Source organism: Ochrobactrum sp. SSR (genome assembly GCF_030067775.1).
GTDB classification, from domain to species: domain Bacteria; phylum Pseudomonadota; class Alphaproteobacteria; order Rhizobiales; family Rhizobiaceae; genus Brucella; species Brucella teleogrylli.
Genome location: NZ_CP125969.1, coordinates 1 through 12674 on the forward strand (window position 1 = coordinate 1; position 12674 = coordinate 12674).

Here is a 12674-nt window from a genome sequence, read left to right on the forward strand (position 1 = left end):
TCTCCGACGATACCTTTACGGAAGAGGATGACGCATGCCATGAAGATGATGCCGGTGACGATTGTGACGGGGAAGTCGGACGTTGCGAGATAGTTCTGCAAGGCGACGACGAAGGCAGCGCCAACGATGGGCCCGATCAGCGTGCCGATCCCGCCAAGCAGCGTCATCAGGATCACTTCACCCGACATTTGCCAGCCGACATCGGTGAGCGTTGCAAACTGGAAGACGAGCGCCTTCAGACCGCCTGCAAGGCCCGCAAGAGCAGCCGACATCACGAAAGCGGCCAGCTTGTAGCGATTGACGGAGTAACCGAGCGATATGGCGCGGTTTTCATTCTCGCGCACCGATTTCAGGATCATGCCGAAGGGCGAGTTGATGATGCGCCAGATGGCAAACACGCCGAGCACGAACAGCGCCAGCACAAAGTAATACATGTTCATCGGATTGTTGAGATCGATGAAGCCAAACAGATATCCGCGCGGCACGCCCTGCAAGCCGTCTTCGCCATGGGTGAAGGCAGCCTGCAGGCAGAAGAAGAAGAACATCTGCGACAGCGCAAGCGTGATCATGGTCGAATAGATGCCCTGTCGGCGAATGGCCAGATAGCCGATGACGAGGCCAAGCGCTGCGGCGGCAAGAATGCCGAGGATCAGGCCCACTTCCGGCGTCACGCCCCATTCCTTCACCGTATGCGCGGTGATATAGGCCGCACCGCCGAAGAAGGCTGCATGGCCAAACGAGAGAATGCCGGTATAGCCGAGCAGCAGGTTGAACGCCGAGGCAAACAGCGCAAAGCACAGCATCTTCATCAGAAAGATCGGATAGACCACGAAGGGTGCTGCGGCCAGTGCGACGATGGCGATGATGAGGATGGTGGCCGACAGGCTGTTGATCGCCGGTGCCTTGGCGGCATTGACGTCATGCGTCGCAGCCGTTGCTTTAAGAGCGGTATCAGCCATATCAGGCCTCCTTCCCGAACAGTCCGGCGGGTCGCACCAGAAGGACGATAGCCATGATGACGAAGATGACGATGCTGGAGGCTTCCGGGTAGAAGACCTTGGTGAGCCCTTCGGCCAGTCCCAGCACATAGCCGGTGATGATGGCGCCGAGGATCGATCCCATGCCGCCGACAACCACCACGGCAAAGACCACGATGATGATGTTCGAACCCATCAGCGGGCTGACCTGATAGATCGGGGCGGCCATGATGCCGGCAACGCCCGCAAGGCCAGCACCCAGCGCATAGGTGAAGGTGAGAAGCAGCGGCACATTGATGCCGAAGGCCTTGACCAGTGTCGGGTTTTCGGTGGCGGCGCGCAGATAAGCGCCAAGCTTGGTCTTTTCGATCAGAAGCCAGGTGCCAAGGCAGATGATCAGCGAAGCCACCACCACCCAGGCGCGATAATTCGGCAGGAACATGAAGCCGAGATTGTTGCCGCCTGCAAGCGACGGTGGCACCGCATAGGGCTGTCCGGCAGCACCATAATAATAGCGGAACGTGCCTTCGATCACGAGCGCCAGGCCGAAGGTGAAGAGCAGGCCGTAAAGCGGATCGAGATTATAAAGCCGTGACAGCGCCACGCGCTCGACAATCGCGCCGCCGAGACCGACGATGATCGGGGCCAGAATAAGCGCTGGCCAATAGCCGATGCCAAGCCAGCTCAACAGCAGATAACCGACAAAAGCGCCCAGCATATATTGCGCGCCATGGGCAAAATTGATGATGCGCAACAGCCCGAAGATGATGGCAAGGCCAAGGCTCAGCATGGCATAGAACGAGCCGTTGATGAGACCGACCAGCAACTGGCCGAGAAGCGCTTGCAGGGGGATTCCAAAAATCATTGTCATGTCAGACTCCCAGCGCTTCGTTCAGGGCCGCCATGCGGTCGGGCAGCTCGGCGGTTGGGAAGTTCTCCGTCACCACGCCATGGTCCATCAGATAGAAGCGGTCTGCGACCTTGGCGGCAAAGCGGAAGTTCTGCTCGACCAGAAGGATGGTCATGCCGCGCTTCTTCAGTTCCACCAGCACATCGCCGATGCGCTGCACGATGACAGGCGCCAGACCTTCGGTCGGCTCGTCCAGCAGCAGCACCTTGACGCCGGTGCGCAGGATGCGCGCGATGGCCAGCATCTGCTGCTCGCCGCCCGACAGCTTGGTGCCGGGGCTATTGCGCCGTTCATGCAGGTTCGGGAACAGCGCGTAGATCTCGTCAAGCGACATGAGGCTGTCGCCATCTTTGGCGACGACCGGCGGCAGCAGCAGGTTCTCGTGCACGCTGAGCGTGGCGAAGATGCCGCGCTCTTCCGGCACGAAGCCAAGACCCGCATGGGCGATGCGATGCAAAGGCACGCGCATGATGTCTTTGCCCTCCAGCGTGATCGTGCCGGTGCGCTTGCGGATGATACCCATGATGGCGCGCAAGGTTGTCGTCTTGCCGACGCCGTTGCGGCCCAGAAGCGTGATGGTTTCGCCCGGCCAGATGTCGAGATCGACGCCATGCAGGGCATGGCTTTCGCCATACCAGGCATTCAGCCCGCGCACAGACAGGAGCGGTTGGCCTTTATTCATGTTCGGTTCCCATATAGGCGGTGCGCACGCGCTCGTCCTTCGAGACGTCGGCATAGCTGCCGGAGGCGAGGATCTCGCCGCGTTGCAGCACCGTGACATGGTGGGCGATATCGGCCACCACCTTGAGATTGTGTTCCACCATCAAAACGGCGCGGTCCTTCGCGACATCGGCAATGAGGGCGGCAATGGTGTGAACGTCTTCATGGCCCATGCCAGCCATCGGCTCATCCAGCAGCAGCACTTTCGGATCAAGCGCCAGCGTGGTGGCGATTTCGAGCGCCCGCTTGCGGCCATAGGACAGATCGGCAGCCAGTGCATGACGGGCATCGGCAAGGCCGACGCGCTCCAGAAGCTCGACGGCTCTCGCATCCAGCCGGTCCAGCGCGGAAAGCGAACGCCAGAATTGCGTGGCAAGACCGTTCGGGCGTTGCAGCGCCACCTTGACGTTTTCCAGAACCGTCAGATGCGGGAAGGTGGCCGAAATCTGGAACGAACGCACCAGTCCCATCCGCGCCACTTTGGCCGGGTCGGTTTTGGTGATGGTTTCGCCCAGAAGCGTGATCTCGCCGCTTGTCGGCTGCAAAAACTTGGTCAGAAGATTGAACACCGTCGTCTTGCCAGCCCCGTTCGGGCCGATCAGCGCATGAACGCGGGCATGTTCCACATCAAGATCGACATTCTTCACCGCATAAAAGCCGCCAAACGACTTGCCCAAGCCGCGCGCCGACAAAACAGGACGCGCAGCGGTCCGCGATAGAGAAGTCGAGGTCGCCGGCCCTGCTTCACGCAGAGCCGTCACATTGCCAGTCGAAGCTGTCATCCAAAAAGCCTCTTTACTGCGTGACCAAAGGGCAGCCGCTTTCCGAAGGCTTCATGTAAGCCTGATCGCCGGGGATGGTTGCCAGCACCTTATAATAATCCCAAGGCGCCTTGCTTTCATCCGGCTTCTTCACTTCCATCAGATACATGTCATAGATCATGCGTCCATTGGCGCCGACCTTGCCGTGACGGGCAAAGACGTCTTCAACCGGCATTTCATGCAGCTTCTTGGCGACGGCTTCGGTTTCATCCGTGCCTGCTTCCTTGATCGCCTTCAGATATTGTGTGACGGCAGAGTAGGTGCCCGCCTGGATCATATTCGGCATACGGCCGGTGCGGTCGAAGAAGCGCTTGCCGAAGGCGCGCGATTCATCGTCGCGATCCCAGTAGAAGCCTTCGGTGAGCGTCAGGCCCTGTGCGGCTTCGAGGCCGAGACCGTGCACTTCCGACAGGGTGAAGAGCAGGGCGGCGAGGCGCTGGCCGCCGGCCACGATGCCGAATTCTGCGGCTTGCTTGATGGTGTTCGACGTGTCGAGACCCGCATTGGCAAGGCCGACAACCTTGGCGCCTGAAGCCTGGGCCTGCAGCAGGAAGGAGGAATAATCCGTGTTGGACAGCGGATGGCGGACGGAACCGAGCACCTTGCCGCCCTTCGATTCCACGAATTTCGTGGTCTGCTCTTCCAGCGAATAGCCGAAGGCGTAATCGGCGGTCAGGAAGAACCAGGTATCGCCGCCCTGCTGCACGAGCGAACCGCCGGTGCCAACCGCAAGCGCGTGGGTGTCATAGGCCCAATGGAAGCCATAAGGCGTGCACTGCTTGCCGGTCAGTTCCGAAGTGGCGGCACCTGTATTGATGGTGATCTTCTTCTTGTCCTTGGACAAGGCCTGTACGGCGAGGCCGACGGACGAGGTCGTCAGTTCCATGATGGAATCGACCTGTTCGGTGTCGTACCACTGGCGCGCGATGTTCGATGCGACGTCCGGTTTGTTCTGATGGTCGGCGGTGATGATTTCAATCGGCGCATCCAGCACCTTGCCGCCGAAATCCTCGGCGGCCATCTTCGCCGCTTCATAAGACCATTTGCCACCGAAATCGGCATAGACGCCCGACTGGTCGTTCAAGATGCCGATCTTGACTTTACCATCGGAAATTTCCGCAGCCGACGCGATGGCGGTTGCAGCCAGCAGTGCTGCCGTTGCGAGTGCAAGACGCTTCATAAAATACTCCTCCCAATAATTCCCTTGACCCCTCGACAAAATCGAACGGTATCCTCCAGAGAAGCGGCCTTTTCCAGACAGGATGACCGACCTCCTCAGATCGATCATCTTTGTGCTTCCGCCCGATATGTTCCTCCATTCGGGTTTTCGATTGGAACGGTAGCATTGACAAATGCGTACAAGAACAACAATTTTTGAACAGCGTCTGTTCATAAATGTACAGATGCCATAGGGAAAATGCGGGCAGACTATAGGGAGCAGTATGTGCGGCAGTTTACATGGGACGATCTGCAATATTTTCTGGCTGTTGCGCGCACGGGGCAGCTCTCCACCGCGGCGCGGCAATTGCGCACCAGCCACGTGACGGTGCTGCGCCGTATCGACCGGCTGGAACAGGCGCTGGCCACCAAATTATTCGAGCGCAACCCGCGTGGTTATCTGCTGACGCCGATGGGCGAACGTCTGGTCGAGCCTGCGGAAATCATGGAACGCGAGGCCATGAAGTTCCAGACCGAAGCCACCGGCAATCTCGCGGCGCTGTCGGGCGTTGTGCGTCTTTCGACGCTTGAGGGTTTCGGCAATTTCTTTCTGGCCGACCGCCTGCCGGTTCTGGCGCAATCCTATCCGAGCCTGTTCGTGGAAGTGGTGACGATCCAGCAGATCATGTCGCTTTCGCGCCGCGAGGCGGAACTGTCGATTACGCTGCATATGCCGCGCAACGGGCCTTATCACAGCGAGAAGCTCACATCCTACCGGTTGTTCATCTATGGCCATCGCGACTATCTGGCCCGGCATCCGCCGATCCGCAGCAGGGACGATTTGGCGCGCCATCCCTTCATCGGCTATATCGAGGACATGGTGTTCACGCCCGGCCTTGATTACATGCGCGAGATCCTGCCGGGCCAGCGCTGCACGTATCAAAGCTCCAGCATTCACGCGCAGCTTGTCGCCACGCAGACCGGCTATGGCCTGTGCGTTCTGCCGTTTTTCATAGCCAGCAAGCATCCCGAACTGGTGCCTGTTCTGCCGCACGAAATGCATCTGGAGCGCGAATACTGGATGAGCTGCCACGTGGATGTCATGGCAGCGCCGCGTATCCGGGTCATCAGCGATTTCATGGTTCGCGCCGTGCGGGACTTCTCAGGTGATTTTCTCGGCGAAAGTCTTTTGCCTGCGGTCAGAGATTGACGCCCGTAAAGGCGATAAAACACGCCACGGCGAGAGCGATGCAACCAAACAAAATAATGGATAGACTGAGCGTGTTCATGGTCCCCCTCCACTTTACGCAACGTAAAGTGGGTATGCGGGGCTTCGACGTTCGAGTCCAGCTGGAATATCTGCCAGTCAGACGAAAGTCGTAGGCGCAAAATGAAAGCCCCGGACGAACCGGGGCTTTGGATTATTTCTGCTTGGCGAGGCCTTGTTCCCGCATCTGGCTCAGTGACATTTTTGGCGAAAGCGCTTCGGGATCGATGCGGATCTCGATCAAGGCGGGCTTGCCGGATTGTTCGCAACGCTCGAAAGCGGCTGCAAAATCGGCTGTCGCTTCGACCGTTTCGCCGTGCAGGCCGTATGCCCGGGCGAGGGCTGCGAAATCGGGATTGGCGAGGCCTGTGCCGGAAACGCGGCCCGGATAGGTGCGCTCCTGATGCATGCGGATGGTGCCGTACATGCCGTTATTGACCACGACGAAAATCGCCTTCGCATTATATTGCGCGGCGGTCGCCAGTTCCTGACCGTTCATGAGGAAGCAGCCATCACCGGCAAAGGCCACGACGGTGCGCTCCGGCGCCGCCAGCTTGGCGGACACGGCAGCGGGAACGCCATAGCCCATGGAACCGTTGGTGGGTGCCAACTGGCTGCGATAGGTGCGGTACTGATAAAATCGATGCGGCCAGGCGGAATAGTTGCCAGCCCCATTAGTGATGATGGCATCGGCTGGCAGATGCGCGCGCAGCCATTCCATGATTTCGCCCATCTGCACCGCGCCCGGTATGACCGGCGTTTTCATGTTGTCGCGATAATCGGCATTGGCCGTCTCAGCCCATGCCTTGCTGCGCGGTGCGGCGATGGGGGCAAGCTTTGATGCAGCGCGGGCAAAGGCCGGCATGCTGGCATTGATCGGCAGATCGGCGTGATAGACGCGGCCCAGTTCTTCGGCACCCGGATGGATGTGGATCAGCTTTTGCTGCGGCACCGGAATGCTGACAAGCTCATAGCCCTGCGTGGTCATTTCGCCAAGCCGCGCGCCGACCACCACGAGAAGGTCGCTGTCGCGCACGCGCTGCGCAAGCTTCGGGCTGATCGATGTGCCCATTTCGCCCGCGTAAAGCGGATGGGTGTTGTCGAACATGTCCTGACAGCGGAACGAAGCCGCCACCGGCAGATGCATGTTTTCAGCGAATGTTTGCAGGTCGCGCACAGCTTGCCTGTCCCAACCGCCACCGCCGACGATCATCAGCGGGCGCTCGGCCTTTTCGATCAGTTGCACCATGTCCTGCAACTGGTCCTGACCCGGATGCATTTCGACCTTCTTATAGGCCGGGGCATCGCTGACGGCGGCATAAGATGTCAGCATATCTTCCGGCAGGGCAATCACCACCGGGCCGGGGCGTCCGTTGACGGCGCGATGAAAGGCCTGACTGACCAGTTCAGGAATGCGGGCGGCATCGTCGATCTGCACCACCCATTTGGCCATCTGGCCGAACATGCGGCGGTAATCGACTTCCTGAAAGGCTTCGCGTTCCACCTGATCGCTGGCCACCTGACCAATGAACAGCAGCATCGGTGTCGAATCCTGAAACGCGGTGTGCACGCCGACAGAGGCATTGGTCGCGCCCGGTCCGCGGGTGACAAAGCAGATGCCGGGCTTACCCGTCAGTTTGCCATGGGCGTCGGCCATATAGGCAGCACCGCCTTCCTGACGGCAGACGATCAGTTCGATTTCATCCTGCACATCGTGAAAAGCGTCGAGCGCGGCGAGATAGCTTTCTCCGGGAACGCAGAAAACACGGTCCACGCCGTGAATGCGCAACGCGTCTACCAATATCTGGCCCCCGTTACGCGTATTGGGTTTGCTGGTCATCTGATGCATTTCCTCACTCTCAAAATGCGGACGATTGTTCGTCTCTTGTTTGGATGGCATGCGATCCGTAGGTTACTGACATAACAGCATAGCCCCCGGCGCGAATACAGACTAAACATGATGACCAAAACGGATGATCTCATGTCGGGAGGACAAGATGGCGCAAGCAAACTCTGGCAAGATTCGTGTCGGCATTGGCGGCTGGGCGTTCGAGCCGTGGGATGAAAGCTTTTATCCCGAAAAACTGGCGAAGAAGCGCCAGCTGGAATACGCATCCAGCAAGATGACCTCGATCGAGATCAACTCCACCTATTACGGCCCGCAAAAGCCGACGACTTTCGCCAAATGGCACGACGAAACACCGGAAGGCTTTGTCTTTTCGCTGAAGGCGCCCCGCTTTTCGACCAATCGCCGCGTGCTGGCGGAAGCGGGCGAAAGCATCGAGCGCTTTCTCACCGGCGGCGTGATGGAGCTGAAGGAGAAGCTTGGCGTCGTCAACTGGCAGTTCATGGGCACGAAGAAATTCGATCCCAAGGATTTCGAGGCCTTCCTGAAACTCCTGCCGAAACGTCTCGATGGGCGCGATCTGCGCCATGCGGTGGAAGTGCGCCACGACAGTTTCAATGTGCCGGAATTTACAGCGCTTCTGCGGGAATATGGCGTTGCGGTGGTTATTGCAGGCGATAGCGCATTTCCGCAATTTGCCGATATGACGGCACCTTTCGCCTATCTGCGCATCATGGGCACCAAGGAAAGCGAGCCGCTTGGCTATAGCGAGGCCGAACTCGACCAGTGGGCGAAGCGGGCAAAAGCGATTGCCGAAGGCCAGAAGCCGGACGGGCTGAAAACCGTCACGCCGCCGGTGGCCGATAATATAGCGCGCGATGTCTATCTCTATGTCATCAGCGGCTATAAGGCGCATAATCCGCACGCGGCCATGGCCTTGATTGATCGGCTGAAATGATGCCTCCTGACGGCTGTTGATTTTCATCTGAGTCGTCCGAGTTCCATCATGCCGCATCTCGATCTTCCCGCCCTTCGCGCCTTCGTCGATACTATTCCGCAGAACTATAAGGGGCCGGGCGGTGTCGTCGCCGTCGTCAAGGATGGCGAAGTTGTCATCAGCCATGCGTGGGGCTTTGCCGATCTGCGCACGCGCCAGCCGATGACGGCGCAAACGCGGATGCCGATCTGTTCGGTCAGCAAGCAATTCACCTGCGGCGTGCTTCTCGACAGCGTGGGCGAGCCGGAAGCGCTGGACGATGCGCTTCGCACTTATCTTGCCGATTTCGTGGGTGAACGCCCGCGCGCGCGGGACCTGTGCAACAACCAGTCGGGCCTGCGTGATTACTGGGCGCTAACAGTGCTGTGCGGCGGCGACCCGGAAGGCGTGTTTCTGGCCGAAGATGCCCAGAAACTGCTGCGCGGCCTGAAAACCACGCATTTTGCGCCGGGCAGCCATTATTCCTACTGCAATGGCAATTTCCGCATTCTGGCCGATCTGATCGAAAGCCATACGGGCCGTTCACTGGTCGAGCTTCTGGCAGCGCGGATTTTCCAACCGGCTGGCATGAAGACGGCGGAACTCATTCCCGATACGGCGCTTTTCACCGAATGCACCGGCTATGAGGGCGATACGGTGCGCGGGTTTCTGCCCGCCACCAACCGCATTCACTGGATGGGCGATGCGGGCATTTGCGCCTCGCTGGACGACATGATCGCCTGGGAAAAGTTCATCGACGCGACACGCGATGACGCGAACGGACTTTATCGCCGTTTGAGCGGACCGCAGACGTTCAACGATGGCGCAGCCGCCCCTTATGGCTTCGGCCTGAAATTCGAAGAGGTGGGCGGCAAGCGGCTGACCGGCCATGGCGGCGCTTTACGCGGTTGGCGCTGCCAGCGCTGGCATTGCGCCGATGAGCGGATTTCCACCATCGCCATGTTCAATTTTGAAGGCGGTGCATCCGATCTTGCAGCGAAGCTGATGAAGCTCGCGCTCGGTGTGTCATCGGCGGAATCGCAACCCGTTGAGGCCGATGCGGGCTGGTTCGGCTCATGGTTAGATGCCGAAACCGGTCTGGTGCTGAGCCTTGACGATGCCGGGCGTGGGCGCATGAAGGCGCGTTTTGGAACCAGCCCGGAAGTGATGGATGTGGTGAGCAAGGATGAAGCGCGTTCATCCACGACGGCTATCCGTCGCGAAGGCGATGTGGTCCATCTCACTCGTGCGGATGAAAATCTCTCCCTCACCATGCATCGTGTGACGGGCGAGGCCAAACGTGACATTCTTGGACGTTTCCGCAGTGAGGAGCTTGGCGCAAGTCTTCTTCTCGTGGCCGAAGGTGGCGCGATTTATGGCGCTTTCGAAGGGTTCCTTGGCAAAAGTGACATGTATCCGCTTTATGCGGTCGGTTCCGATGTCTGGCTTTTGCCGGTACAGCGTTCGATGGATGCGCCGTCGCCGGGCGAATGGAAGCTGGTCTTCCGTCGTGATGACAAGGGCGATATTTTCGCAGTTTCGGTCAGCTGCTGGCTGGCGCGGGCTATTGATTATCTGAAGGTTTTCGACTGAACGAGGAAATTCATGAGCGAGCTCAAGGTCAGAACCCGCGAGACGGGAGCGTTTGCCGCAATGCCGGATGGCCGGTTGCCGGTGATCACCACGCCGACGGGCGGCAAGGTCGAGCTTGTGACGAGCGTCAGCCAGCCGGGCTTCAACCCGCTTGATCTACTCTATGCATCAGTCGCCGCCTGCATGGCGCTGAGCGCGCGGATCGCTGCGGGCAAGCTTGGCCTGCGCGAAAAGCTGGGTGATGTCCGTGTCGAGGTCACAGGCGACAAGACGCATGAAAGCCCGTCGCGGATCGAGCGGTTCCATATTGCGTTTCACTTCGACGGCGATCTTTCAGCCGAAGAGAAACAACACATCGCCGAACTGGCTGAGGAAATCTGCACCGTCAGCAATACGTTGCGCAGCAATCCCGCCTTTGACCTGAAGGTCGAGTAGCAAAAAGCCCGGTCGGAACCGGGCTTTTCCTTGAGGTGGTTGGCTATCAGACCGCTTCGTCGTTCGCGGGCTTTTCCCAGAGGTTCACGCCGCCTTCGACCGCATATTTATCGATCTCTTTCAGCTCGTCTGCCGAGAAGGAGAGATTTTCCAGCGCCTTGACGTTTTCGACAATCTGCTCTGGCGAGCTGGCGCCGATCAGCGCCGAGGTCACGCGTGGATCGCGCAGCACCCAGGCCAGCGCCATCTGAGCGAGGCTCTGTCCGCGCTTCTTGGCGATTTCATTGAGACTGCGGGCGCGCTCGATATTGTCATCGCTCAGATGGACCGGACGCAGCGATTTATTGCCCGGCTGGTTGATGCGCGCATCCGCCGGAATGCCGTTGAGGTAGCGATTGGTCAGCAGACCCTGCGCCAGTGGCGTGAAGGCGATGACCCCTGCGCCGACATCGTCGGTGGCCGACAGAAGATCTTTTTCGATCCAGCGGTTGAACAGGTTGTAGGACGGCTGGTGGATCAAGAGCGGCACGTTGCGCGCAGCGAGGATTTTGGCGATTTCGCGTGTCTTGCCTGCAGAATAGGACGAGATGCCGACATAAAGCGCCTTGCCCTGTTCGACCGCGCTTGCAAGCGCGCCAGCCGTTTCTTCCAGCGGCGTATTGGCGTCAAAACGGTGTGAATAGAAAATATCCACATAGTCGAGGCCGAGGCGCGACAGGCTCTGGTCGAGGCTCGCAAGGATCGCCTTGCGCGAACCGCCGCCGCGCCCATAGGGGCCGGACCACATTTCCCAACCGGCCTTGCTGGAAATGATCAGTTCGTCGCGATAACGACCAAGATCGCTTTTCAGGATCTGGCCGAAATTGCGTTCTGCCGAGCCGGGAGGCGGGCCGTAATTATTGGCAAGATCGAAATGGGTGATGCCAAGATCGAAAGCCTTGAAAAGCATTGCCTTTTGACGGTCGAGCGGAATTCCGTCGCCGAAATTGTGCCAGAGGCCAAGCGAAATGGCAGGCAGGACGAGACCACTGCGCCCGACGCGGCGAAAGGTGGCGTTGTCGTAGCGATCGGAAGCGGCGAGATAGGACATGAAAAACCCTGTCGTGCATGAGGTGCGTTCGGTGCACCTTGTAGGAATTGTCGGAAGGAATCAGGTTTCTTTCCGGCGGCAAGTTAAGCTCAAACGAATTATAGGTCGAGGCCGTGGCGGATTTCTTTCAAAATCCGCACGACTCTTCTCCTTCGTCAGATCACGTTGCGGATGCGTTCCACCCCGAGCTTGATGACGCTTTCCATCGCGGCGCGGGCTTTTTGCGGATCGCGGGAGGCGATGGCGTGGGCAATGCGCAGATGATTGGCCGCACATTCGGCGATGCCTTCATGCGATGCAGCGGGAGAAGAGAGCTGGAAGGACACGGCGAGCGCCGCCTCGATCAGCCCGCTGACCGAGCGCATGAACGGATTTCCTGACATGCGGGCGACCGCGAGGTGAAACTCCAGATCGACCTTGGCGATCGTTTCCGGCGTGTGCTGCGGATTGTCGAACTTGGCGGCGAGCGCATAGAGTTCCACGATTTCGTCGCTGGTGGCACGCTCGGCTGCGGCTGCGGCTGCAGCGGGTTCGAGCGCCATGCGCATTTCGGCCAGATGATCGACGAAGACCTCGTCGAAGCCGGCCTCGAAGCGCCATGTCAGGACATCGGGATCGAAGAAGTTCCAGCTGGCATGGCCCAGGACACGGGTGCCGACCTTGGCCTTGGGTTCGATCAGGCGTTTGGCGGCGAGCGTCTTCATCGCCTCGCGCAGGACCGTGCGGGAAACGCCGAAGCGCAGCGACAATTCGTTGTCGCCGGGCAGGATCGAACCTTCGGGAATGGTGCCCGCGACGATGCCGCGCCCGAGTTCCCCCACGACGACAGCGTGGCTGTTATGCCGCTTGCGTCCGGTTATGGCCGTTTCCAGCAATCCCAA

General features: G+C 59.3%; 12 protein-coding genes. 4 read left to right on the top strand and 8 right to left on the bottom strand.

The annotated features are described in order from the left end of the window. The 5 genes from QLQ11_RS00005 to QLQ11_RS00025 all read right to left on the bottom strand — a co-directional run. A partial coding sequence (locus QLQ11_RS00005) for a branched-chain amino acid ABC transporter permease (protein ID WP_371835882.1) occupies positions 1–959 on the bottom strand: 959 nt, incomplete at its 3' end. A 1-nt stretch (position 960) separates the two neighbouring features. After that, positions 961–1848 (bottom strand): branched-chain amino acid ABC transporter permease, encoded by an 888-nt coding sequence (locus QLQ11_RS00010; RefSeq protein WP_094513372.1) that lies wholly within the window; start codon positions 1846–1848, stop codon positions 961–963. A 1-nt stretch (position 1849) separates the two neighbouring features. Then, positions 1850–2569: an ABC transporter ATP-binding protein gene (locus QLQ11_RS00015; RefSeq protein ID WP_094513371.1), complete on the bottom strand. Its 720-nt coding sequence runs from the start codon at positions 2567–2569 to the stop codon at positions 1850–1852. Beyond that, positions 2562–3389: an ABC transporter ATP-binding protein gene (locus QLQ11_RS00020; RefSeq protein WP_109369605.1), complete on the bottom strand. Its 828-nt coding sequence runs from the start codon at positions 3387–3389 to the stop codon at positions 2562–2564. Before QLQ11_RS00020 ends, QLQ11_RS00015 begins: the two co-directional genes overlap by 8 nt. Positions 3390–3402: 13 nt before the next feature. Continuing rightward, positions 3403–4608, bottom strand: coding sequence for an ABC transporter substrate-binding protein (locus tag QLQ11_RS00025; RefSeq protein ID WP_109369604.1), 1206 nt, complete (start codon positions 4606–4608; stop codon positions 3403–3405). Between the two features lie 264 nt (positions 4609–4872). On the opposite strand from QLQ11_RS00025, the gene QLQ11_RS00030 reads away from it, so the two are divergent. Then, on the top strand, positions 4873–5796 hold the full coding sequence (locus tag QLQ11_RS00030) for a LysR family transcriptional regulator (RefSeq protein WP_121536616.1): 924 nt from the start codon (positions 4873–4875) through the stop codon (positions 5794–5796). Positions 5797–6007: 211 nt separating this feature from the next. Here the strand turns inward: QLQ11_RS00030 and QLQ11_RS00035 are convergent, their stop codons facing one another. After that, positions 6008–7693, bottom strand: coding sequence for a thiamine pyrophosphate-binding protein (locus tag QLQ11_RS00035; RefSeq protein ID WP_109370287.1), 1686 nt, complete (start codon positions 7691–7693; stop codon positions 6008–6010). Positions 7694–7850: 157 nt separating this feature from the next. Here QLQ11_RS00035 and QLQ11_RS00040 point away from each other — a divergent pair, with 157 nt between their 5' ends. From QLQ11_RS00040 to QLQ11_RS00050, 3 genes are read left to right on the top strand one after another with little or no spacing between them, the layout of a single operon-like run. Further along, entirely contained in the window at positions 7851–8657 is an 807-nt protein-coding gene (locus tag QLQ11_RS00040; RefSeq protein WP_109369602.1) for a DUF72 domain-containing protein, read from the top strand. A 48-nt stretch (positions 8658–8705) separates the two neighbouring features. Further along, on the top strand, positions 8706–10268 hold the full coding sequence (locus QLQ11_RS00045) for a D-aminopeptidase (protein ID WP_109369601.1): 1563 nt from the start codon (positions 8706–8708) through the stop codon (positions 10266–10268). Between the two features lie 12 nt (positions 10269–10280). After that, positions 10281–10703: an OsmC family protein gene (locus QLQ11_RS00050; RefSeq protein ID WP_283735935.1), complete on the top strand. Its 423-nt coding sequence runs from the start codon at positions 10281–10283 to the stop codon at positions 10701–10703. A 46-nt stretch (positions 10704–10749) separates the two neighbouring features. Here the strand turns inward: QLQ11_RS00050 and mgrA are convergent, their stop codons facing one another. Together mgrA and QLQ11_RS00060 are read right to left on the bottom strand one after the other, a co-directional pair. Then, positions 10750–11793 carry an L-glyceraldehyde 3-phosphate reductase gene (mgrA, locus tag QLQ11_RS00055; RefSeq protein WP_109369599.1) on the bottom strand — a complete coding sequence of 348 codons (1044 nt, stop codon included), beginning with the start codon at positions 11791–11793 and terminating at the stop codon, positions 10750–10752. Positions 11794–11948: 155 nt separating this feature from the next. Beyond that, complete coding sequence (locus QLQ11_RS00060) at positions 11949–12674, bottom strand: FadR/GntR family transcriptional regulator (RefSeq protein WP_109369598.1); 726 nt, start codon at positions 12672–12674, stop codon at positions 11949–11951.